This is a genomic window from Deltaproteobacteria bacterium (genome assembly GCA_019912665.1).
Lineage (GTDB): Bacteria > Desulfobacterota > GWC2-55-46 > GWC2-55-46 > GWC2-55-46 > UBA5799.
The window spans coordinates 96,293-119,778 of the sequence record JAIOIE010000032.1 but is presented as its reverse complement, the minus strand read 5'-3'; the positions used below and the strand labels follow the sequence as shown (position 1 = coordinate 119,778).

The 23,486-nt window shown below is 56.9% G+C and carries 21 protein-coding genes and 2 tRNA genes; 2 read left to right on the top strand and 21 right to left on the bottom strand.

The window, feature by feature from the left end:
- Nucleotides 1-279: 279 nt before the first annotated feature.
- The 21 genes from K8I01_13210 to K8I01_13110 all read right to left on the bottom strand — a co-directional run bounded on the left by K8I01_13210 (nt 280) and on the right by K8I01_13110 (nt 21,901).
- Nucleotides 280-1,764 carry an efflux transporter outer membrane subunit gene (locus K8I01_13210; protein ID MBZ0221374.1) on the bottom strand — a complete coding sequence of 495 codons (1,485 nt, stop codon included), beginning with the start codon at nt 1,762-1,764 and terminating at the stop codon, nt 280-282.
- Nucleotides 1,761-4,880, bottom strand: a complete 3,120-nt coding sequence (locus tag K8I01_13205; GenBank protein ID MBZ0221373.1) for an efflux RND transporter permease subunit — start codon at nt 4,878-4,880, stop codon at nt 1,761-1,763. Before K8I01_13205 ends, K8I01_13210 begins: the two co-directional genes overlap by 4 nt.
- 12 nt (nt 4,881-4,892) lie before the next feature.
- On the bottom strand, nt 4,893-6,017 hold the full coding sequence (locus tag K8I01_13200) for an efflux RND transporter periplasmic adaptor subunit (protein MBZ0221372.1): 1,125 nt from the start codon (nt 6,015-6,017) through the stop codon (nt 4,893-4,895).
- 343 nt (nt 6,018-6,360) lie between these two features.
- Nucleotides 6,361-6,448 (bottom strand) — tRNA-Ser (locus tag K8I01_13195).
- A gap of 28 nt (nt 6,449-6,476) precedes the next feature.
- Nucleotides 6,477-6,566 (bottom strand) — tRNA-Ser (locus K8I01_13190).
- A gap of 262 nt (nt 6,567-6,828) precedes the next feature.
- Nucleotides 6,829-7,401, bottom strand: coding sequence for a hypothetical protein (locus K8I01_13185; GenBank protein ID MBZ0221371.1), 573 nt, complete (start codon nt 7,399-7,401; stop codon nt 6,829-6,831).
- A 77-nt stretch (nt 7,402-7,478) separates the two neighbouring features.
- Nucleotides 7,479-8,807: a tetratricopeptide repeat protein gene (locus tag K8I01_13180; protein MBZ0221370.1), complete on the bottom strand. Its 1,329-nt coding sequence runs from the start codon at nt 8,805-8,807 to the stop codon at nt 7,479-7,481.
- A 57-nt stretch (nt 8,808-8,864) separates the two neighbouring features.
- The gene (locus K8I01_13175; GenBank protein ID MBZ0221369.1) at nt 8,865-9,575 is read right to left on the bottom strand and encodes a GAF domain-containing protein; all 711 of its coding nucleotides are present in this window, start codon (nt 9,573-9,575) and stop codon (nt 8,865-8,867) included.
- Nucleotides 9,576-9,762: 187 nt separating this feature from the next.
- Nucleotides 9,763-10,707, bottom strand: coding sequence for a DUF4115 domain-containing protein (locus K8I01_13170; protein MBZ0221368.1), 945 nt, complete (start codon nt 10,705-10,707; stop codon nt 9,763-9,765).
- A 221-nt stretch (nt 10,708-10,928) separates the two neighbouring features.
- Nucleotides 10,929-11,684: a tetratricopeptide repeat protein gene (locus K8I01_13165; protein MBZ0221367.1), complete on the bottom strand. Its 756-nt coding sequence runs from the start codon at nt 11,682-11,684 to the stop codon at nt 10,929-10,931.
- Nucleotides 11,685-11,729: 45 nt separating this feature from the next.
- Nucleotides 11,730-12,641, bottom strand: coding sequence for a bifunctional hydroxymethylpyrimidine kinase/phosphomethylpyrimidine kinase (locus K8I01_13160; protein MBZ0221366.1), 912 nt, complete (start codon nt 12,639-12,641; stop codon nt 11,730-11,732).
- An 87-nt stretch (nt 12,642-12,728) separates the two neighbouring features.
- Nucleotides 12,729-13,601: an S-methyl-5'-thioadenosine phosphorylase gene (gene mtnP / locus K8I01_13155; GenBank protein ID MBZ0221365.1), complete on the bottom strand. Its 873-nt coding sequence runs from the start codon at nt 13,599-13,601 to the stop codon at nt 12,729-12,731.
- 190 nt (nt 13,602-13,791) lie between these two features.
- Nucleotides 13,792-14,817 (bottom strand): 23S rRNA (adenine(2503)-C(2))-methyltransferase RlmN, encoded by a 1,026-nt coding sequence (gene rlmN, locus K8I01_13150; GenBank protein ID MBZ0221364.1) that lies wholly within the window; start codon nt 14,815-14,817, stop codon nt 13,792-13,794.
- 58 nt (nt 14,818-14,875) lie between these two features.
- Nucleotides 14,876-15,760 carry a phosphate-starvation-inducible PsiE family protein gene (locus K8I01_13145; GenBank protein ID MBZ0221363.1) on the bottom strand — a complete coding sequence of 295 codons (885 nt, stop codon included), beginning with the start codon at nt 15,758-15,760 and terminating at the stop codon, nt 14,876-14,878.
- Between the two features lie 13 nt (nt 15,761-15,773).
- Nucleotides 15,774-16,193: a nucleoside-diphosphate kinase gene (gene ndk / locus K8I01_13140; GenBank protein ID MBZ0221362.1), complete on the bottom strand. Its 420-nt coding sequence runs from the start codon at nt 16,191-16,193 to the stop codon at nt 15,774-15,776.
- 18 nt (nt 16,194-16,211) lie between these two features.
- Nucleotides 16,212-16,958 carry a hypothetical protein gene (locus tag K8I01_13135; protein MBZ0221361.1) on the bottom strand — a complete coding sequence of 249 codons (747 nt, stop codon included), beginning with the start codon at nt 16,956-16,958 and terminating at the stop codon, nt 16,212-16,214.
- Between the two features lie 388 nt (nt 16,959-17,346).
- Nucleotides 17,347-18,006 (bottom strand): endonuclease III, encoded by a 660-nt coding sequence (locus K8I01_13130; GenBank protein MBZ0221360.1) that lies wholly within the window; start codon nt 18,004-18,006, stop codon nt 17,347-17,349.
- A 302-nt stretch (nt 18,007-18,308) separates the two neighbouring features.
- Nucleotides 18,309-18,914, bottom strand: a complete 606-nt coding sequence (locus tag K8I01_13125) for a hypothetical protein (GenBank protein MBZ0221359.1) — start codon at nt 18,912-18,914, stop codon at nt 18,309-18,311.
- A 231-nt stretch (nt 18,915-19,145) separates the two neighbouring features.
- A complete protein-coding gene (locus K8I01_13120; protein MBZ0221358.1) occupies nt 19,146-19,547 on the bottom strand; it encodes a hypothetical protein in 402 nt (133 codons plus the stop codon).
- Between the two features lie 355 nt (nt 19,548-19,902).
- A complete protein-coding gene (groL, locus tag K8I01_13115; GenBank protein ID MBZ0221357.1) occupies nt 19,903-21,561 on the bottom strand; it encodes a chaperonin GroEL in 1,659 nt (552 codons plus the stop codon).
- 52 nt (nt 21,562-21,613) lie between these two features.
- Entirely contained in the window at nt 21,614-21,901 is a 288-nt protein-coding gene (locus K8I01_13110; protein MBZ0221356.1) for a co-chaperone GroES, read from the bottom strand.
- Between the two features lie 437 nt (nt 21,902-22,338).
- On the opposite strand from K8I01_13110, the gene K8I01_13105 reads away from it, so the two are divergent.
- Together K8I01_13105 and K8I01_13100 are read left to right on the top strand one after the other, a co-directional pair.
- On the top strand, nt 22,339-22,539 hold the full coding sequence (locus K8I01_13105; protein ID MBZ0221355.1) for a cold-shock protein: 201 nt from the start codon (nt 22,339-22,341) through the stop codon (nt 22,537-22,539).
- Between the two features lie 266 nt (nt 22,540-22,805).
- Nucleotides 22,806-23,378, top strand: coding sequence for a hypothetical protein (locus K8I01_13100; protein ID MBZ0221354.1), 573 nt, complete (start codon nt 22,806-22,808; stop codon nt 23,376-23,378).
- The last annotated feature ends 108 nt before the right edge of the window (nt 23,379-23,486 follow it).

The following is a 23,486-nucleotide window of genomic DNA, read 5'->3' as shown; positions in this document are numbered from 1 at the left end:
CTCTTTTGATGCCGCGGGAATAAGGGAAGCTCGCCTGATAATGGCTCGAAGGACTATTTTCTTTAATATGTGTGGGCACTCCGGCCTGGGAACTACTAAGTCCGCGGAATATAACGGGATTGCAAGGCAAGAGGGGTCGTATAAGTTAATCCGTAAGACATGGCAACCTCTAAAAAATTGAGATTTTTCCCGCTTTTCCCGGAAGGCCGGGAATAAAAAGCGGAGCATATATGAGAATATGTGAGCATTTTTATTCCGGTAACTACGGGGGGAAAAGATTCAGTTTTTAGAGGTTGCCATGTCTCTATTCTCAGCCGCTCTACCCGGCTCTTCGAAGACCTCCCAGCCTCCGCCGAGAGCGGTATATAGCGTTATGAGGTTCAGTATGGTATCGGTTTCGCTCCGCACCAGTTCGTCCTCCGCGTTCACTAGCTCGCGTTCGGCATCCAGCACCGAGAGGAAGTCCTCCTCGCCCGAGTCGAAGAGAGCGCGCGCAAGCTCTACGGAACGCTGCCGGCTCTCGACCGCGTTTTGCAGGCGGTTTCGCGTATTGAGTTTCTGGGCGTAGCGGGTGAGCGCAGTCTCGGCGTCGGCCAGCGCATCAAGGACGCTCTGCTCATAGAGCGCCTCTGCCTGGTCCGCCTCGGCCCCCTCGGCCTTTATACGGGCGCGGAGCGCGCCGCCTTCGAATATCGGCCACCTCAGGAACGACCCGATGGAGAAGATGCCGCTACCGGACTGGAAAAGGTCGCTCAAGACCCTGGCGCTGCTGCCGACCGCACCCGTCAGGGAGAAATCCGGGTAAAGGCGGGCCGTAGCCGCGCCTATATCGGCTACAGAGGCCGCAAGCTCCCGCTCGGCAGCGCGCACATCGGGGCGGCGGCGGAGTATGTCGGAGCGAAGCCCGACCGGTACCACGTCCGGAGGCGCGGGAAGCGGCTTCACGGCGCTCATCTCCTCAAGGAGCGCCTCTGGAGGCTGCCCCAGAAGGACCGAGAGGCGGAAGATACCGGCCCTCATCTCGGCCTCGAGGTCGGGCAGACGGGACTGGGTAAGCTCAAGCTGCCCGCGCGCGCGGCTTAAGTCAAATGCGCTCGCTTCCCCGAGCTGGAAGAGGGTGTCTACAAGCCTATAGGTACGCTCCTGCAGCTCGATATTCTTCTGTGTGATGGCTATCCGCTTCTGAAAGCCGCGGACGGCGTAATAGTTCCGGGCGACCTCGGCGAGGACGGAAAGGAGCACGGCGCGACGGTTCTCCTCGGCGCCCTCTACGCGCGCGCCCGCGGCTTCGGTAGCCCGGCGCGTGCCGCCGAATACGTCTATCTCCCACGATGAATCGAGGGTGCCTGAAAAGGCGCTCGAAGTCTCACCCCCGGACCTCTGGCGCACTGCGGCGGCGTTTGCGCCTAAAGTCGGATAGAAGGGCGCTGCGGATTCACTGCGCAGCGCCCGGGCTCGAAGAGCGATTGCCCGTGCGGCATCAAGCTCCTTGTTCCGGGCTACCGCCGCGTTGATGTATTTTTCGAGCTGGGGGTCGCCCAGGACCTTCCACCAGTCGGTCGCGGGTCCCCGCATACCTGCCTCGCCTACCTGCTCCGAGAACCATTGGTCTTGTACGAGCGGCTCCGGCGCCTTATAATCCGGCCCTACCGCGCAGGATGAAAACAAAAGCGAGGCAATCGCAGTGGCCCCGAGGAGCTTGACCCCGCGGGCGAACCCGCTATTCAAGCCGGCAAATACTGACCTTTTCGCCTCTGCCGTCACTTCTCAGCCTCCCGGAGGTGGAATTTTTCCATCTCCTCATCGAGCGCGCGCCTTACGTCCCCGGGGGAGCCGGTCTTCCTGGCAAGGAGGCTGTAGGCGACAGGGACCACGACCACGGTGAAGACCGTCGCCGCAAGTACGCCTAGGAGGACGACCACTCCGATTGCGGCCCGGGTCTCCGCGCCCGCGCCGGAGGCGAGTATAAGCGGAGCCGAGCCGGCGGCCGTCGTAACACCGGTCATGATTATGGGGCGAAGGCGTATGGATGAGGCCTCGAGGACCGCTTTACGGAACTCCATCCCCTGGTCCCGGAGCTGGTTTATGAACTCGACTATCAGGATGCCGTTCTTCGCGGCGAGGCCCACTAGCATTATGAGTCCGACCTGCGTATAGATATTAAGGGTGCCGCCCAGGAAATAGAGCCCTGCGAGCGCTCCTGTCATTGCGAGCGGCACGGTCGTCATTATGACGAGCGGATGTACGTAGCTTTCGAACTGGGCCGCCAGGACCAGGAAGACGATGCATATGCCCATTACAAAGACGAACATCATGGAAGACCCGCTCGTCTTGAAATCGAGCGACTGCCCCTTGTAGTCGATTACGGCGGTCTCCGGCAGGTTCTCGCGCACAAGCCTCTCAAGGTGCGCGAGCGCGTCCCCGAGCGCGTAGCCCTCGGCCAGGTTGGCGTCAAGCGTGATGGCCCTTACGCGGTTATAGCGGTTAAGCGAGCTCGAATCCGCAAACTCGTTTACGCTTATTATATTGGAGAGCGGTATCATGCGGCCCGTAGTGGCGGAGCGCACGTAGATATTCTGCATGTCGGTCGGGGTTCGCTGCTTGTCGCGCTCGCCTTCGATGATGACGTCGTATTCCTCGCCGTCCTCGATGAAGGTGGTTACGCGCCTGCCGCCCAGCATGGACTCGAGCGTTCTCACCGCGGCCGTCGCGCTTATGCCCAGGTCGGCGGCGCGGTCGCGGTTTATGGAAATACCGAGCTGGGGCTTCGTCTCCTTGTAGTCGGAATCGAGGCCCACGAAGCCGGGGTTATCGGCCTCGACCTTTTCGATTATGAGGTCGCGCCAGCGCGCAAGCTCCTCGTATGTGCCGCCGCCGATTACGAACTGCACGGGCTTCTGGATGCCTCCCCCGAAGCCCTGGCGCATTACGGGAAAGGCGCGCACACCAGTAAGGTCTGAAAGGCTTTTCTGCACGTCCGACATGATCTCCCAGGCGGAACGGCGCCCCTCCCACGGAGTAAGGACGGCTATGACCATGCCGTCGTTAAAGCTCGCAAGGTTGCCGAAGCCGCGGGGAGAGCGCACCAGCTGTATCTTGATATCGCCCGCTTCCACGAACTTCATCAGGCGCTTTTCGATCTCGTCCATGTATTCTTTCATGTAGCCGTGCGACGCGCCTTCCGGCCCGTTTACCATCACGAAGAACGCGCCACGGTCCTCCTTGGGCGCGTATTCCGAGGGGACGCTCCTGAAGAGAAGCCCTGCCGCCCCGAGAAGGACGAAAAACGCGAGAACGATGACCACGGGCCTGTCCAGGCAAAACGCGAGCATCCTCATATAGCCGCCGCGTAGCCAGAGGAAGGCGCGGTCGACAAGCGCGCTCAAGGAGCTCCGCTCGGTCCTCTTAAGGAGCTTCGACGCGAGCATGGCCGAGAGCGTGAGCGCGACGATCGTCGAGAAGAAGACGGCAGCCGCCATGGTAAGCGCGAATTCGGAAAAGAGACGTCCGAGGTCGCCCTGCAGGAAGGCGATGGGAACGAAGACCGCGATAAGCACGACCGATGTAGCGACGACCGCGAACCCCACCTGGCGCGTGCCGTGGAATGCGGCTACGAGCGGGGTCTCCCCCTCCTCGATGCGGCGTGAGATGTTCTCAAGGACCACTATCGCGTCGTCGACCACGAGCCCGATCGCGAGCACGAGGGCCAGGAGCGTAAGCAGGTTTATCGAGAACCCCATCACCAGGAGCGCGGCGAAGCTGGCGACTATCGAGACCGGGATCGTAACGGCGGGTATGAGCATCGCCCGCCCGCTACCGATAAAGAGATAGATGACCAGCACGACTAGTCCCACGGCTATGGCCAGCGTCTTGTAGACCTCGTCTATCGCGTTCCGGATGAATACGGAGGTGTCGTAGGCAGCCTCGAGCTTCATGCCTTCGGGCAGCGTGCCGGAGATGCGCTCGGCCTGCGCGATGGCCGCCTTCGCGACCGCAATTGTGTTACCCTTTGACTGCTTTATTATGCCTATCCCGACCCTGGGCTGGCCGTTACCGCGGAATATTATGCGGTCCTCTACAGCCGCCTTTTCAACGCGCGCCACGTCTCCGAGCCTGACAAGGTAGTCGCTCCCGGCATCCCGCCTGATCACGAGCTTCCGGAAATCGTCCTCGGTCCTGTATGCGCGCTCGGCTCGCGCGGTGAACTGGCGCTCAAGCGACTCGATTGAGCCGGCCGGAAGCTCGATATTCTCGGTCCGCAGGGCCGACTCGATGTCCTCCACCGTGATGTTCCGGGCCGCCATCCTGGTGCGGTCGAGCCAGATGCGCATCGCGTAGTCGAGGCCGCCGCCGACCCTCACGCGCGCTACACCCTGAAGGATCGAGAACCGGTCCACAAGGTAGCGCTGCGCGTAGTCGGTGAGCTCTATAACGCTCATCCTGTCGCTCGTGAGACTCATCCACAGGATGACGTCGTCGCTGGAATCGGCCTTTTCTATCTCTGGCGGGTCTGCCTCGGAAGGGAGCGTGTCGAGCACGCCGGAGACCCGGTCGCGGATGTCGTTTGCGGCGTCGTCGATGTCGCGCTCGGTGCCGAACTCGACCGATATGCGCGAACGGCCGTCGCTGCTGGTCGAGGATATGAACTGTATGCCCTCCACCCCGGCGATGCTGTCCTCGATGACCTGCGTAATGCGGGTCTCGACGACGTTCGCGGAGGCCCCCGGGTAAGACGTGTTGATCGAGACCACTGGCGGGTCGATGTCCGGATATTCGCGTAACGGGAGCTGTGAAAAAGATACTACGCCGAAGATTATGAGGAGGAGCGAGAGGACCGAGGCGAATACGGGGCGCGTTACGGAAATATCTGAAAGCTTCATTGGTCTTCCAGGCTACGGTTTACGCTGCTTGAGGAGTTCGTCGAGGGACTGGCCGCCTTCGTCGACGGCGCGGACGGTTATCTCCTGGCCGTTACGCACCTGCATGAGGCCGTGGACGATGACGCGCTCGCCCTCCTTGAGGCCCGAGGTTATCTCCACCTTGCCAGGGACGCGGCTGCCGATACTGACCGGCTTCTGCACGGCAACGGGCTTGCCGTCCTTGGAACCCGCCGCGAACACGAAGAACTTGCTCTCCCTCTGGACCAGGGCCTTTTCCGGCACGAGTAGCGCCTGGCGGGGGTTCTTGAAAAGCACGATGCTCATGAGGAGGCCGGGTCTCAGGACGCCGTCAGGGTTGGGGAGGATCGCCCTCACCCTCACGGTGCGCGTGACCGGGTCTACCTGCGTGCCTACCATGCTGACCTCGCCCTTGAAGGCCTTGTCCCCGAACGCCTCGACCCGGCCTTCTACACGAAGGCCCGGGCGGATGTCCCTCAAAAACACGGAAGGCACGTCGAAATCGACCTTTATGCGGCTCAGGTCATCGAGGGTCGTTATCACGTCTCCGGGCCTGACGAGCGCTCCCGGGCTTACGTTTCGGAGCCCCAGGACGCCGTCAAAGGGGGCCTTGATGACCCGGTCGTTTATGCGGGACTGGATGGCTTCTATTTCGCCCTCGATCTGGCGAAGGAGCGCCTGGCGCTCCTTGAGGGTCGCGGTGGAAAGGGCCTGCTGCTTCTCAAGACCCTGGGCGCGTTTATACGAGGCCGTTCGCTCCTCAAGGAGCGCCCTTGCGGCCTTGAGATTGGCTTCTTCCTCGCTCTTTTCGATCATAAGGAGCACGTCGCCCTTTGCGACACGCTCCCCGTCCTCGAATTTTATTTCGGTTACGGGCCCGGCCACCACAGCGGTTATCGTAACCGTCTCATTGGCCCTGGTAGTGCCCAGGGCCTCGACCATGTCGGCGAATTCCAGTTTCTGGACCGGGGCGACAATGACAGGGAGAGCGGAAGGCGCGCCCTTGCCTGCGGACGCCGCATGTGCGCCGCCCGTTGATAGCAGGGATGAAAGGGAAAAGAAAAGGAGAGTAAAAATGGATGCTGTGCTCTTAGAGGCAGGTTTTACCGAGCGGTTCATTTTGCCATATTCTTGCATTCACACCTTACTCGGATTGCACGGAGTACGGGCTCACTGGCGAGTTCAGGCATGCCCGCAGAGACAGGCGAAGCAGAATCGCTGAACCGCATGGATGGATGTGATTCTAAGCCCCTTTATACAATAACGCGAATGGCAGAGCTTTTGTTCCGTGCGCGGCTTAAAAAATGGCGGAGAGAGAGGGATTCGGCCTTCGCTCGTCGGCTTCCCTGCCTCCTCCCTCAGGCCCCGCGTTCTCGCTTCCGGGCGCGTCCATGCGCCCCTCTTCCTCGCTCCGCTCGGCGCTCGAACGCCTTCGAATCCTACTGGCGCGCGATAGAAAAAATGGCGGAGAGAGAGGGATTCGAACCCTCGATACATTTCTGTATATACGATTTCCAGTCGTACCCCTTCGGCCTCTCGGGCATCTCTCCGTTACTGGCCTGCGGAATTATTAAAATATGGCGGAGAGGGAGGGATTTGAACCCCCGGTGCCGTTTCCGACACAGCTGATTTCGAGTCAGCCACCTTCAGCCTCTCGGTCACCTCTCCTTTGCACCCTCAAACCTTTGTTTTTTCAAAGAATAAACGAGGGCAGCAGCAAAAAAACGCTCCCCCTTCAGGCAGGACGGGTCAAATTCCCCGAAAGAAAAATTAAACATATTTCGCTACGGTTGTCAAAAGTTTTAAGGTCCTCGCGACTGGCGACTGCGCCTGGCACGCGTTTATTTAAAGCGGCTAAAAATTATCGTGGCGAGACAAAAAAGGCCCCCGGACAGCTCTCTGCCCGGGGGCCTCGGGTAACGAACTGGCCTTATTTCTTTGCCGCTGCCGGTCCCGCTGAGAGGAATCTCATCGGGAACCTTCTGTCGTTATAGGAGTTGAACTCCGGGTAATCCCTGAAGACCCAGCCCCTGGTAATGCTCTTTTCATTCTCGACGAGGTCCACGAGGACCGCCGGGTTGTTTAGCTCGTTGGACCTGGTCTCTATCCTGCTCTCGGCGATGGTGTAGTCGGGCACGACCACTTCGACCTTGAGCCTTATGCCTTCCTTGAGCTTAATGTCGCTGCCCACCTTTACAGTGACCGTCTGGCTCGCGCCTGATTCGGCGTCCAGTATCTCAAGCTGCGCTTCTTTCCATTTCGCCTTGACCTCGTCGGAAATGGAAACGGTTTTCTGCGTCTTGATATTCGCGTGCTGGACCTTGCTTATGTCCTCCTGCATGGACGGAGCCCCGGGATGGCCCTTGGGCAGCTGCTCCTGCGTCGCTGCGGGGGCATCTTCTGCCTTCTCGGCCTTTTTTTCCCCTCCGCAGCCCGAGACCGCAAGAAGGATGACGGAAGCGGAAACCAGGAACATGCCTTTGTAAGAACCTGTCAGACTCATGATACAATCTCCTCAAGGGGTTGTAATCGAATCAATGTCGCAATATACCACATAAGGGCCCTTTGCAAAACATTTTTTTACCTCGAAGCCAGGGAGTCCTTCCAGGACTTTTCGAGCTCCTTGTAGGACAGGCTGAGGGCGGAGTAGACGGCCTCGTCCATGCCCATTCCGCGCCCCAGGTTTTCGAGTATGTTGCGGACGGAAAAGATCCCGAACTCCCGTATAACGTACTCTGTTGCGGAGAGGCTCAAGAGATACGCGAGCTCGGCCTGGTCGCTTCGGAGGCCCATGAAGGAGCCCTCCAGGGACCTGAGGCTCAATTTTCCGCTATTTGAGGCCCTCCGGAGGGCCTCCTCGTAACCTGACGTGCTTCTCCCCTCGAAGTACTGGGCTATGCCTTCGTTAAGCCATACCGGCGCCCTGCCATTCGACGCCTCCTTTACCACCGCATGCACATACTCGTGATATATGACCCGCTCCAATAACGCGGTCTTTTCGGTTATGCCGCCTGCCGGGAGCTTTATCCTGCCGTCGTATATGGCGCCCGCCCAGGAAGGGCTCCGGGTGATGTCCCTGAAAGCGTCCCTCGAGTAAAGGAGCGCGTCCACGCGCTCCTCGGGCCAGAGTCCGAGCTCGCTTCCGACCTTTATATAAGCCTCTTCAAGGAGGATGCCTATCACATAGCCCGCGACCGCGTTCTCGCCGCCCTCGAACCTTACGAGAAAACGGCTCCCCTCCCTGGTTCCCATCCTGTCCTCGGCCGCTTTCTCACCGTCGACCCTGGCGAGCTCCGCCCTGAGCCCCTTATCCGAAGGGTCGAGCGCGAGCGCCTTTTCGAGAGATTCCGCCGCCCCGGGAAGGTCTCCCTTGGAGTACCGCTCCCTCCCGAGCCGGTGATATATGCGCTTAAGCTCGACAGCGGCTCCAGGGGCTCCGGAGGCCGCCTCGAGCGTTTCAGCCGCGTCCTCAAGCTCCCCTGCCCGGGCCTGCACGCGGGCAAGGTTTATGAGGATGACCGGGTCGGATGAAAGCCCCGAAGCTTCCTTAAGGAGCGCGGCCGCTTCATCAAGCCTGCCGGAGCGCGCCTCTTGAACCGCCATTTCATTCAGGACCGCCGCGCGCCTCGGGTCTCCTCCTTCGAGCTCGACATCCTCTTCTCGGGCCGCACGGCTTGAATATGCGGCGCTCTCTTCCGGATACGCGCCTTCATCTCCGGACTCGGCTTCGATACCTGGGTCCGTTTGATCTAAATCAGCAATGGGCGCTTCAGGAACGGCTGCACGCTCCGGGGAGGCGGGTTTAACATACGTAGGCCCGCCCTTCAAAGAGTAGAAGAGGAAAGCAAGTGCGGAAATGGCGAGTAATAAAGCTATAAGGAGAAGGGCCGCGCCCCCTTTATTGTTCAACCGGGGGCCCGGTCCGATGCGTGGCAAGGCAGGTGGCATCTTCACGGCCGGGCGGGCCTAAAGGCGCTTTCTCATCTTGACCGCGCCGAGGATTATATTAGCGATCGTGGACATGAAGTATATCTCGTCGTCCGTGAACTCGCGCGTTACGACCGTCTGCGCGTTAAGGACGCCGAAGGGCTTCTCACCCAGGAATATAGGGTACGAGTACATGGTCTTTATGCGGTACTGCTCTTCCTTGGTCTCGGGGAAGTACCTGTAGCGCTCATCTTTTGAGACGTCGTCTATGAGTAGCGGCCTCCTTGCCTCAACGGCAGAGCCTGTTATGCCCTCGCCGATCTTCAAGCGCGCCTTGCCCACGGCCTCTTGCGCAAGGCCGTATGTGGCCCGGAGCACAAGGTGCTCGCCGTCCCAGAGGTATATCGAGCAGATATCCACCCCGAGCCTCCGGGCGGTCTTCTCCGCCACCCTTTTAAGGACGTCCTCGAGGTTATAATCCGAGGAGGCGAGCATGCTTATCTCCTCGAGCGTTATTATCTCCTTCTGCTCGCGGTCGGCCTGCTGCTGAAGTAGAAACCGCCCGGTGTCGTCGAAGGTAAGCGGCAGTAGGCTCTCCTTGGAGAAATGGGGGTTTATGGCCTTTGAGGCGGCCGGGGCGGTCCTGTACTCGGAAAAACCGCAGCTGCAGGAGAACTTCATCCTGTAATCGTCGACACGGAGCGGCTTCATCTTCTTGCCGCATTTCCTGCACCTTAAAATCGACTCCATGTGTTCTCCCTTCCCGGTTGTCTCCCTGTGAATTCGCCTTAGCCGTTTTAGAGGCCCGATCGTCCCGAAACGGGAACCCGATAGCCCCCGGCCCCTCGGCACAGGCTTAGTATAGCCGAACCTGCCCTTTTTTGCATTACCAATGTATTCCCGGGGCAACTGTGCGCCGCCCGCCCGGGTTGATGTCTCAAGTAGCCTTTTCCGGTGCCTTCATCTTCTCCTGGTCCTCGGCGGGGAGCCTTAGCATTATGACCTCGCCCTGGGCCCCGAGGGCCGGAAGTTCCCTTCCATTATATGTAAGCGTAACGCCCCCGGCGTTCCCTACAACGACGGAGAAGCCCTCGGCGCCTTTCCATGTAAACCTCTCCCCCTCACGGAGGAGTACCTCTACAGGCGCGCCCCCGTCTACCCCTATTTTTATCCATACCATTTCGCTTGCTCTGGCCGTAAGCGTGTGGATGGCCTTTGGAGCCTCCTGAGCGTTCGTTACAGAAGCTGCCTGCTTCTGGACGTCCTTTTCGATTGCCTTCTCAGGCTGGACCTTTGCGGGAGACGGGGCGACGACCGCTGGAGGGGCAGCTTCAGGCGCGGTCTTTTCGGGAGAAACAGCCGGGCTTTCAGGTACGGCAGGAGAAATGGGAGGAACAGGGCTCAAGGACGTCGGGGCAGCAGCATCTTCGACCTCGCTTATTCCGCTCCCCTGTCCTTCGACCTCAACTGACGAGTCCTTTTTAAGGGAAACAGCGTAGGCCGCGGCTATAATGAGGACCGCTGCCGCGATAAACGCGTACTTCCTAAGCCCCTTAAGCAGCCTGAGAGGCGCTGCCTGCTCCTTTTTGTTCGGTTTTGAGGGGCCGGGTACCGCCCTCCTTTCATCGGATGCGGTCTCAGCCTCCCTTTCCTTCAAATAGACCTCATACCTCAGGACAGCGTCATTCTCGTCAAGGCCCAGCACCTTGCAGTACGACCTGATGAAGCCCTTTACAAAGGCCTTGTGCGGAAGCCCCTCGGTCCTATCCGCCTCTATGGCCTCGAGGAACTTCATCGGCACCCGCGTGGCCTCGAATATTTTCGTGAGGGATACCCCTCGCAGCTCCCTTTCTCTTTTCAGGTATTCGCCTGGACTCTCCATTTTTACCCCCCTGAGGATGCGGAAAGGCCATCTCCGGGCTTTTCCGCCGTGCCCCGGCCAAGGCAAATTAGGTCGAGGCTTCGCTGACCGCCCATTGCCCCTCACGGCACGCGGTCCGTATGTTTTCAATGCCCGGTCCCTCTGGCCCTTAAAAATTCGAGCCATTGGGCCAGGCGGCCTAATGGCTTCGGTCGAGACAAAAAAAAGATTTCCGCATTACCCTACTTTATGAGGTTGATGTACTCTTTCGCCGACTGGGCCTTGTCGCTCTCCGGCGCAAGCTCTATGACCTTATCGAACGCCTTTACGGCCCCGGCCTTGTCCTTGTATTTCGCGAGCGCCATCCCGAGGTTGAAGTAGGCGTCCAGGAAATTCGGGGCCGCGTTCACCGCCGCCCTGTATGCTTCGATCGCTTCCTTGAGCCTTTCGGCCTTTTCATAGGCAAGGCCCATGTTGTAGTGGGCGAGCGCAAAATTGGGGTTTGCCTGGAGCGCCTTGGAGAAATACTCGACCGCGCCCCTGTAGTCCCTCTTGTTGTAATAGGCCCAACCCATGTTGTTATAGGCAAGCTCGGGGGTCTTGTAGAAGATATTTCCGGCGGCCTTGCCGGCGGACGCTATGGCCCTGTCCCATTCGCCCTCCTCAAGGTAGAGGGCGGACTTGTTCAGGTGGGCGTCTGAAAGGCTGGGGTCGAGCGAGATGGCCTTGTCAAAGGCATTATGCGCCTCTGCGCCCATGCCCCTTATGAAATAGGCATAGCCGAGGGCGTTCCGGTAATGGGCGTTGTCGGGCTGGAGCTCGACAGCTTTGGTAAGCTCCTTAAGCGCCTCGGCGATGTTCCTTTCCATCAAATGGACCTCGCCGAGCCTGTAATGGATGTCGGCCTGGTCCTTCTTTTTGGCGAGCGAGGGCCCGCACGCGGAGAGGCCCGCCGAGAGGAGGACCAGGAGAACTATCCTTGAAAACCTTCCGTTCATCTATTCACCGCGCTGGGTTAAATGCGTAAGTACTTGAAAATCATATCATATGCCTTCAAAGTGGGTCAACACCTTAAATTGCGCGAACCTCTCGTTTATCTCCGGGAGAGTGAGATTCTCCAGTCTCTCCAGGCTGAAAGCCTCGACATTGAACGAGGCCATTACAGAGCCGAATATGATGGCCCGCCTGATGTTCTTTTCGCTTATGTCGCCGGTATTGGCGAGATAGCCCATGAGCCCGCCGGCAAAGGTGTCGCCCGCGCCCGTGGGGTCGAATATGTCTTCGAGCGGATAGGCCGGGGCAGAGAAGACCGAGCCGCCGTTGAACATGAGCGCGCCGTACTCGCCGCGCTTTACGATCAGCGTCTTGGGCCCGTAGCCCAGTATTACCTTTGCCGCCTTAACGAGGCTCGACTCGCCGGAGAGCTCCCTTGCCTCTCCCTCGTTTATGACGAAGAGGTCGACCTTCTTAAGGAGCTCCTTAAGCGCCTCGGATTTCCCCTCTATCCAGAAGTTCATGGTGTCGCAGGCAACGAGCTTCGGGTTCTTTACCTGCTCGAGCACCTTCATCTGTAGCTCCGGGTCGATGTTCGCAAGGAATACGAAAGGGGCGTCCGTGTATGCCGCGGGTATCTCGGGGTTAAAGGAGCTGAAGACGTTCAAGTGCGTCTCGAGCGTGTGCGCCTGGTTCAGGTCGTATCCGTAATACCCCTTCCACCTGAACGTCTTTCCCGGCACCTTCTTGAGGCCCGCGAGGTCGATTCCCTTTGTAGAGAGGGTCTTTATGTGAGCTTCAGGAAAGTCCTCGCCCACGACGGCGACGAGGTTCACCCCGGCGAAGAAGCTCGCGGAGGTCGAGAAATATGTAGCAGAGCCGCCAAGCACCTCTTCCGCCTTGCCGAACGGGGTCTCTACCGAATCGAAAGCCACAGAGCCTACCACTAATATCCTGGACATTCAGAAAGCTCCTTATGGGGGATTGGCTGCCATATGTTCCGGGCCGGGAAAAGGCCAGTTCCGAGCGCATTAATGAGAGCGAAAGCCTTACGCAACTGTATCCGGCGCGAGGTATTTGCCTATGAGGAGGCCCATGTCTTCCCTGACCCTGTCGGGTATGGCCTTTGGATCTGTTATGGTGGCGTACTTGAGGGCGCTCGCGCACTTACATTTCCTTTCAGCCGCGATAGCCGGGACCGCCTTCCTTATTATCTCCTTTGCCATGGCCACGTTCGCCTTGAGGGTGGCTATTATGGCCTCGACCGTGACCGACTCCTCGGTCGTGTGCCAGCAGTCGTAGTCGGTCGAGAGCGCTACGGTGGAGTAGCAGAGCTCGGCCTCGCGGGCGAGCTTGGCCTCCGGGAGGTTGGTCATGCCGATGACGTCCACGCCCCAGGTCCTGTAGATCCTGGACTCGGCCCTTGTCGAGAACTGCGGCCCCTCTATGCAGATGTAGGTGCCGCCCTTGTGGACGGTAGCGCCTGCCTCGAGCGCGGACCTGTGGAGCACACTCCCCAGGTCAGGACATACTGGGTCCGCGAACTCGACATGGCCCACTATGCCGTTTCCGTAGAAGCTCGACGCCCTGCCCTTTGTCCTGTCGAAGAACTGGTCGACTATCACGATGTGGCCGGGCTTTATCTCCTCTTTCATGCTGCCGACCGCGGAGACCGATATGACCCATTCGGCCCCGAGCTTCTTCATGCCGTAGATATTGGCCCTGTAGTTTACCTCGGACGGCAGGAGCCTGTGCCCCCTGCCGTGCCTGGGGAGGAATATCATTTTCACATCCCCCAGCATGCCGGTTATATACTCGTCGGAAGGCTCCCCGAACGGAGTTGAAACGGCGACGAGCCTTACGTCCGTAAGCCCTTCCATCTCGTAAAGGCCGCTTCCGCCTATCACACCGACTACCCTCATTGGCGCATTCTCCTTTTGAAAAAGATAAGCCTAACCCTAAACTTGTAACATCTGCGGCCCGCTTTGGCAAGGCCATTAATGTGTTCCCGCCGGACGGACAATTGCACTGGAACGCCTTTATAAAATTCTCGGCAGCCTGTCCGACAAAAATACTTGATCGCCAACGGGAGAGCGCCTCCGTGGTCCGCCCTCAGCCGGGGTAAGCGCCCCGGAGCTGGCCGCAGGCCGCCTGTATCTCGGAGCCCTTGCTCGCGCGCACTATGACCGTATAGCCCGCTTTTTTTATTATCGAATGGAAAGAGTCGACCCTGGCCTCGGATGGCCTTTCGAAAGGCGCGCCCGGGAAGGGGTTGAAGGGGATGAGGTTCACCTTGCAGCGTATGCCGCGAAGAAGCCTTATGAGCCTCCTCGCGTCGTCGTCTGAGTCGTTCACGCCGGAGAGGAGCACATACTCTATTGTTATGTACCTCCGTTGCTTGAGGGGATATGAGCGCAAGGCTGAGATGAGATCGGCGAGCGGGTACTTTTTGTTTATCGGCATGAGCCTGTCCCGCGTCTCGTCTGTCGTCGCGTTGAGGGATACCGCAAGATTTACGTTCGAGTCCTCTCCGAACTTTTTAATCGCCGGGACGAGGCCGGCGGTAGAGACGGTGACCTTGTTATGGGAGAAATTGAAGCCCAGGTTGCTGGTGAGGACGCTCGCGAACCTCACGACGTTTTCGTAATTCGCGAACGGCTCCCCCATGCCCATGAGGACGATATTCGATATCTCCTCGCCCTCGTCGAGTATATCGTAGGCGGTAAAAACCTGGTTAGAGAGCTCGGCGAGGGCAAGGTTACGAACGAAACCGCCCATCCCTGTCATGCAGAACCTGCACCCGAGGGCGCACCCGGCCTGCGAGGAAACACACAGGGTGAGCCTGCCGGATTCGGCTATAAGGACCGACTCGATTCGGGAGGAGTCCTCCAGCTCCGAAAGGAACTTACGGGTGCCGTCCGAGGAGCGCCTTACGTCAACGAGCCTGTTCCCCCGTATCTCGTACGCTTCCGAGAGCCTGACTCTAAAGGCCTTAGAGACGTCGGTCATGGCCGAGATGTCGGAAGCGCGCCTCATGAAGACCCACCTGAATATCTGCTCGGCCCTGTAGGGGCGCTCTCCCATGGAGGCGACCTCAGAGGCAAGCTCCTCTAATGTGAAATCCCTTAGGTTCTTCATTGTGCCTTTTCAGGTGAAAGTGTGGAGAAAGGGGCGGAAGAACAGGCAGGAAGCTCCCTCAGCGCTCGACCTTTGAGATCAGCCAGTAAATGCCGCCCAGGACCGCTACCGCCGCAACGAGCGAGAGCTGCGCGCCGACAGCCTCGCTCGAAAGGCTGGTGACGAGTATCTTCCTTATCACGGCCACAAGGGCTACGCTTATGAAGACCCTTATCGCGAACTTGCCCCCCCGGAGGTGCTTTATCTCGGTGTCCATGAGCTCTATTACCACCCAGAGCATGAGAAGGCTTCCGAGCGTGCTCAAGAGCCCCTTTTCGATGTCGCCGTCGAGTATGTGAAGGAGGTCGTAGGCGAAAAGGCCCATTACCATGAAGCCCAGGAGCACGAGGCCGACGACCAGGATTAGGTTCAGGCCGTGGGAAAAGCGGTTTGCCATCTGGACGAGGTAAGATTCGACCCTCTGCGAGAAGAAGAACTTCTTCTCCTCCTCCACGTAGGAGTTAGTGAAGACGTCGAGGTTTATGTCCAATATCTTCTCGACAGATTCGAGCATACGGGCGCGCTCGTTTATCTCCGATACTTCCCTGTGGAGGATGCCGTGGATGTATATCTTTACGAAATGGAAGGCGGCGTTCACGTAATGGGTGTGGAGGCCCACTTTTACGTGGACCTCTCCCACCTTCTTCAATTCGGAGAGATAGTGACCGCCGTAGGAGCCGGAGAAGAGCTTCATGAACCAGAGCTTCAGGGCGTCCTGGTGGCGCTTTACGGTGGCCTCGTCCTTAAGGAACCGCTTCGTTTCCTCGAAGTCCTTGACGAAGTTGTAGAACTCCTCGACGAACTCTTCCCTGTACCGCTCCATCACGGGCCTGAGCCTCATGAGAAGCGATACGTCCTCGTCCGTGAAGCGGTAATGCTCTTTTATTTTCTCAATCGACTCCATGCGGCCCGCGTCTCTACTCGAATATCTCCATCGCGCTGAAGAAATAGCCTATCTCGAAGGCGGCGGTATCCGGGCCGTCCGAGCCGTGCACGATGTTCGACTCTATCGAATCCGCGAAGTCCTTCCTTATGGTGCCCGGAGCTGCCTTCGCAGGGTCGGTAGCGCCCATGAGCTCCCTGTTCTTCGCTATGGCGTTATCGCCCTTCAATACCATGAGGACCACCGGCCCCGATGACATGAAGTCGGTAAGGCTCCCGAAAAAGGGCCTTTCCCTGTGGACGGCGTAGAAGCCCTCGGCCTCCGCCTTCGAGAGGCTTGCCATCTTAATGGCGGCGACCTTGAGGCCAGCGGCCTCGAACCTCCTTATTACCTCGCCTATTATCTTTTTCCTTACACCGTCCGGCTTGATTATCGAGAGCGTCTTTTCAACCATCTTCCGTCTGCGTCCTCCTTAGGGTATCCGCTGTACTAGCGTCTCTATCGCGTATTTGGTAATTTCCTCGAATGGTATGGGCTTGGCCATGAGCTTCTCGCTCGCCATGTTCGCCTCTGCCGAGCCCACCCACGCTATCCTGCCGGTCTCTGTGTTCCAGACCTCCATGTAGAGCTTTATCTGGGATTCGTGCGTCTTGAAGAGGCTCAGGCCGAATACGCTCAACCTGTTCGACTGGCCCTGCGTGAACTCTATAAGCTTCGGGTAGATTATGTACCTGACACCCAGGAGCCGCCCTATCTTCTGTAGCCTGGTGCTTTCGAGTATCCCGGTCGAGTAATATTCCTTGAGCATCCTGGCGAAGTCGGCCGAAAGGCCGCCGCCGTTAATGATGCTCAGGGTGTCCCAGTAAGGGACTATCCTCACCTCGGGCTTTATGCTCCGGAGGGCCTCCTCCGTGTAATCGCCTATGAGCTCCCTGTACTCAAAGCCTTTCTCGGAATTCGAGGCCGCGAGCAGGGCGACCGAGACCCCGTTCCCGAAGATGGAATCAACGGAACGGAAGGGCTCCCTTGCCCTGAAGTTCATCTGCGTGAGCGGGTCGGAGGCGCAGGCCGTTAAAATGAATACAAGGAGCGCCGGGAAAAGATACCTCGCTTTTTTTAAGAGAGACCCGCGCCGGGCCGGATCCGTTGCGCGCGATTGCCCGGCATTGCCGTGCCGCACCCCATCAAGACCTGCGTCCGAGAGGTCCCCTTGCTCCATGTGAGCTTTTCCTCCTTTTTTAAGGAGAGGCGTTAACCTGACTGGGAATAGGTCAGCAGCCTTTCCGGGCAGCTTTGGGGGCCGCGTGCGGAAAGGCTATCCTGCCGGATAAAACCTAATTATACCCTAAAAAGCTCCAGGCAGGAGTCGCCGGGGCCTCAAAATATAACACTTAACAGGTACTTTTTACAAGTTTTTAAAATGGAGGCGGCGGGGCGGCCTTTTACCGTTGCGTTGAGACCCTCCCCTCCCTTGATGGGAGGGGATAAGAGGGGAGGGTGAAATATCTTCACCCCTCCCAGCCTCCCCCCCTCAAGGGGGAGGAGTGATATAAAAGCCGCAAGCGGCGGGGAACTCAACCCTTAGAGACTAAAGCCCCCGGACATTCTCACCGGCTCTTTCCCACTCCGGCCTTGGCGCAATAGGGAGCAATGCGGCAGGTACTGCAAAACGGGGAGACAGGCCTGCAGAGGTTCTGCCCGTAAGCCACAAGAAGGTCGTTTATCTCGATCCAATGCCTTTTAGGTAGCTTTTCGCGGAGGGCACGCTCGGTCTCGTCAGGGGTTTTCGTCTTAACGAAGCCCCATCGGTTGGTGATCCTGTGTACATGGATATCTACGCAGATGCCGGGCTTTCCGAAGCCCAGGGTCACGACCAGGTTCGCGGTCTTCCGGCCAACGCCTTTTAATTTCAGTAGCTCATCTATCTCGTCGGGGACTTTCGAGGAATGCTTCTCGACCAGCTCTCTTGATATGTCCCGTATGACCTTCGCCTTTGTCCTGTAGAACCCTGCCGGGTATATGGCCTTCTCTATCCGGGAGAGCGGGAGCGAGGCGATTGCCTTCGGCAATGCTCCGAGCTTAAAAAGCCTTTCGGATGCGTCTCTCGTTACGTCGTCTTTAGTGCGAAGGCTTATGATGCAGGAGACGAGCACCTTGAATGGGTCTCGACGTAGTCTCTCCGAAACCTCTGTGACATAGGGCGTGCGGAAACTCTTATATTCGGCCCTTAGTATCTTTATGATTTTGGTGATGTCTTCGAGGCGCATGGAAAGAAATTATAGGATTTGAGAAATAGCGTTGGTGTGGTAATTTTTTACAGTAAATACTACCCTCTTAGACTAATTCGCCTATTTAAAATCAGAATATTCAATTGTAAACCGAGCAGTATTCTCAGGAAACAAATCGAGCATAAAGAATTTTTCTTTGTAATTATAAAAATCCGCTCTTGTATCACCTAAAGCGCGAGATATGCTATTTATGCTTGGCAAATTCTTTAATTTACTTTTTTTAATCTGTTTACGAACAAATCGTGCACGCTCTTTAAGCGCATTTGGCGAACAGCGTTCTCTTATATATTTATCGAAAACTTTTTCAAAAAAAATCTCTGACGTGTAATGTAATATAAAGTATCTTCTTCTTTTGCATTACTATTCAATACTTGAACAGCTCTGCCACCGTCCCCTGTTACGAGCATCTCTTTATAAAAATCAGTAAAATCTCTTAATATCGCATTAGAATCAACCTTCTTTATTGGCCCTATTAAAGCACAACATGGGGCTCTGTCCGTTAAATCCAAAATTTCAACAATATGGGCACCATAACAAGCAGCCAAAACAATAAAAAGATTGTTCCTTGTTGCCATAATAGAAGGAGTTTTCAAATCACTCCAACTCACAAATTCTCCTGAGGATAAAATAATGCCTTCTTTATCCTCACTGCCGTGTGCTTCAATATGAATAATTGGATATCCTTTTGAGCTTACCTCTTTAATCAATTCCTCTAATTTCGCTATTAAAAAATTCTTTGTACTTACCTCAAATAACTCTATTTCCAAGCCAAAGTCATATGCGTCATTGAGTACACATAAGTCCTCACGCAAACGAGAACCTGAATGCAATTGTTCTGCTGGCAAGGATTGAATTATTATGATCCTGCTGAAGTGGAATACGTTCATAGATGGTGCGCGTAAGCGCATAGTGTCGTAGGGTGCGCTGTGCGCATCAATCTTTTCTGAATGATTCCGACTTTGCTGTCCTGCAAAAAATTGTCGGGCTCTCCGCTCCCTCAGAAAAGATGGTGCGCAAAGCGCACCCCTACCAGGTAAAAGTAGCTTCCCGCCTTGTTTCGCTCGCCTTTGGCTGCACGACCTCAACCGAATGTCTTTAGAGCCACACCTGTGTACATATCAGTTCAGCACCTTCGCCTTCTTAACGAAAAAGCTCATCTCGTAAAAAAGCTCGTCGTCGAGGTACATCTTGAGGTCGTATCTGCCTTCGTGGTTTATGCCGAACGGCGAGACCATGAAATTTACGTGGCTGTAGCCTTCCCTTGCGGTCATGTTGAAAGGGGTGAACCTTGAGAGCAGCTCGTCCCCGTTCGGGTCCTTTATGCTGAACTTCACGCTGAAAGTCCCTTCTCCACCTTTCATACGGGTGAAAAGGCACAGCTTGCTCATCATCGCCGGAAGCGCCTCCACTATGATGTCCTGCGTGTAGAGGCCTATGAGGGAGAACTTCCCGCCCCTCTCCTCTCTTATGTCGTCCAGCATCAGGGTAATCTCGTGCCTGGGCAGGGTCTTCGGGGACATAACCACCTCGCGCTTTCTATTTTTTTGTCCGTAAATGTGCCTGGATTCTTCCGACCTTTAAAGCATTTCCACAATGATATGTCAACAATTCCGGCTTATAAACTGTGTTTACCCCATCTTTTCTAAAGAGACGCCAGGAGATTGCCTTGAAGGTAGTTCATAATCCCCCTGAGTCCCCCTTTAGGAAGGGGGAAATCCGCTCTACCTTTCTCGCGCCCGAGTGCCGGGATTTTTCCCCTTCGTTTCACTCAGGCTTCGAGCTCACACGCTCAGAATTACAATGTATCTCTCAGAAAAAAAGGGGGACGGAAATTTTTCCGTCCCCCTTCGGTCGTTCGCGGTATGCGAAACGGGCTTACATCATGTCCATTCCGCCCATTCCGCCCATTCCACCCATGCCGCCCATTCCGGCGGGCATTCCGCCGCCGCCCTTTTCTTCCCTGGGCTTCTCTGCCACCATGCACTCGGTGGTGAGCATGAGCGAGGCGATGGAGGAAGCGTTCTGGAGCGCGATCCTCGACACCTTGGTCGGGTCTATGACGCCGGCCTTCACGAGGTCCTCGTAGCTCTCGGTCGCTGCGTTGAAGCCGAAGGCGTCCTTGCCGTTCTTTACCTTATCGACGACTATCGAGCCTTCGAGGCCCGCGTTCGCCGATATCTGGCGGATGGGCTCCTCGAGGGCGCGGAGCACGAGCTTAACGCCGAACTGCTGGTCGCCTTCGAGGTTGAGCTTCGATATGGCGTTCAAGGTGCGGAGATAGGCCACGCCGCCGCCCGGGACAACGCCTTCCTCAACCGCTGCCCTGGTCGCGTGGAGCGCGTCCTCGACCCTGGCCTTCTTCTCCTTCATCTCGGTCTCGGTGGCCGCGCCGACGTTGATTACGGCAACGCCGCCCGCGAGCTTCGCAAGCCTCTCCTGGAGCTTCTCCCTGTCGTAGTCGGAAGTGGTCTCCTCTATCTGGGCTCTTATCTGCTTTATGCGGCCCTCGATGTCGGCCTTCTTGCCCGCGCCATCGATGATGGTGGTGTTCTCCTTGTCGATGACGACCCTCTTGGCCCTGCCGAGGTCCTTTATGTCGACGCTCTCGAGCTTTATGCCGAGCTCCTCGGCGATGAGCTTGCCGCCGGAGAGGATGGCTATGTCGTCAAGCATGGCTTTCCTTCTATCGCCGAAGCCGGGGGCCTTCACCGCGGCGGCCTGGAGCGTGCCGCGGAGCTTGTTGACGACGAGGGTAGCAAGGGCCTCGCCCTCTACGTCCTCGGCGATGATGAGGAGGGGCTTGCCCATCTTGGCGATCTTTTCGAGCACGGGGAGGAGCTCCCTCATGTTCGACACCTTCTTCTCATGGATGAGTATGAAGGCGTCCTCGAGCACGCACTCCATCCTCTCGGGGTCGGTCACGAAATAGGGCGAGAGGTAGCCCCTGTCGAACTGCATGCCCTCGACGACGTCGAGCTGGGTCTCCATGCCCTTGGCCTCTTCGACGGTGATGACGCCTTCCTTGCCGACCTTGTCCATTGCCTCGGCGATTATCTCGCCGATGGTGCTGTCGCCGTTGGCGGAGATGGTGCCGACCTGGGCTATTTCCTTCTTCTCCTTGACATTCTTGGAGAGCTTCTTAAGCTCGCCTATGGCGACCTCGACGGCCTTCTCGATGCCCCTCTTAAGGTCCATAGGGTTATGGCCCGCGGCCACGAGCTTGCTGCCTTCCCTGAATATGGCCTGGGCAAGGACGGTCGCGGTGGTGGTGCCGTCGCCGGCGACGTCCGAGGTCTTGCTCGCGACCTCCTTCACCATCTGGGCGCCCATGTTCTCGAACTTGTTCTCGAGCTCAATCTCCTTGGCCACGGTCACGCCGTCCTTGGTGATGAGCGGAGAGCCGAAGCTCTTCTCTATTACGACGTTCCTGCCCCTGGGCCCGAGGGTTATCTTGACCGCGTCCGCAAGGGTGTTTACGCCCTTGAGTATCGAGCTTCTCGCATTATGGCTAAAGGAAAGTTCTTTGGCTGCCATTTGGTTCCTCCTTAGATATTAAATGTTTTTACGGGTCAATTGCCTTCCCGGATTATTTCTCGACGACGCCCAGAATGTCTTCTTCCCTCATGATGAGCAGGTCCTCGCCTTCGACCTTTATCTCGGTGCCGGCGTATTTGCTGAAGATTATGGTGTCATTGACCTTGACGGCCATGGGCTCGACCTTGCCGTCCTCCTTCTTGCCTGGGCCTACCGCGATGACCTTGCCCTCGGCCGGGGTCTCTTTCGCGCTCTCGGGTATTATGATGCCCCCCTTTGTCTTCTCCTTCTCTTCGAGCCTCTTTACAATGACTCGATCGTGAAGCGGTCTGATCTTCATTCTCTGCTCCTCCTTCTTGTGTTTAAGTTTTCAGATTATTGTCTTATCCGGCAGGGTGTAAAAGTTATTTTCGGACTAAATATATGGCCCACTCCGGACTTTGTCAAGGCGTTTTTTAGCACTCGCGAAAAAGAGTGCTAAAATATCGAAATATCTCGGCTTTTATCCAAATCCCATGTTTTTTGCCGATAGGGCCGGGTCCACTGAAAATTTTTTACAGGCTGAATAAAGCCGATGAAAGGGGGTGAAACGGGAGCAAGACGGGCCTTAAATGATTACCAGGGGCGGAGAGCCACTAAAAACATTTGACAATAGACCGCCAATAGGCTACAGTGTTCAGGAATAAGTGGTTGCAGGTCGGTATTTTGCTGAAAAAAGCTTTGTCTTTCCAGGCAGGACCTCAAGAACTTATATACTTAGAAAGGAGGTCCTGAACAATGGCAAAAGGCAGAGTGAAATGGTTCAATGAGTCCAAGGGTTTCGGGTTCATTGAGAGGGAGTCCGGGGACGATGTTTTCGTCCACTACTCCTCGATCCAGGGTGATGGTTTCAAAACCCTGAAGGAAGGCCAGGAAGTAGAGTTCGAGATAGCCAAGGACGCCAAGGGTTCCAAGGCGGTGAACGTAATACCCCAGTAAGGCCTGAAAACGAAAGCCCCCGCGAAAGCGGGGGCTTTTTTTTCGCCCTGAAAGGGGCCAGCCCCTCCCTCCGAATGTCTTCCAGCTAAAAATGCAAAAAATAAAGCAATTTCAGGTTATTTGCCCTCTGGCGGCCTGTAGTCCAACAACTTTCCTCTTGTAAGTTGAGCCCCCCTTGAAGTATAATAAATGTAACTTTTGTAACCTGCTATAATCAGATTGGGAGTCAGGTTCGGAAGCGGGTTACTGGCAAGGAGGTGTGGGCTATGGTTACCGAGATGAATCCCATAGAGCACTTCAAGGAGCTGGTTTCCGGCGCGATGAAACGCCAGAAGGTCAAGGCCGGCGAGCTGGCCGAATTCTATCTCTCGTCCCTTCTCACCAGCTTCCTGACGGTAGAGAGGATCCCGGACGAGCCCCTGGCCGTAACCTACCTCAAAGCCCTGGGCGCGACCAGGGAGGTGCAGTTCCGGCAGATGAAGCAGCTCGGAGACGTCTCGCTCTTCACCTCCGGTTTCTTCTCGGACAGCCTGAAGAGGAAGATAGTCGACATAGACTACTACATGGCAATGGGCTCGGCTTCCTACGGCTTTCTTGCGAACATGCACAGGGGCGGCAGGAACGAGGAGGTCTCAAAGCTCTTCGGCGAGCTTGCGAGCAAATTCGCCGCCTTTGCCGACGTGCTTACCGAGGTAAGCGAGCGGAGCAGGCTCACCTCGCCGGTAGATATCCTCCGCATCTACGAGAGATGGCTCCGTACCAGGAGCAGGCTCGCCGAGAAGGTATTGCGCGAAATGGGAATAGAGCCGCAGGACGCGAGCACGAAGTCGATACACTGAGCTACCGATACTCAAGGCCGCCTGTCCGGGCTTTTCCGGACAGGCGGTTTGTTTTTCAGCTCTCTATTGAATACGGATTCAGCGCACCTTGCGCAAAAAAAAATTATC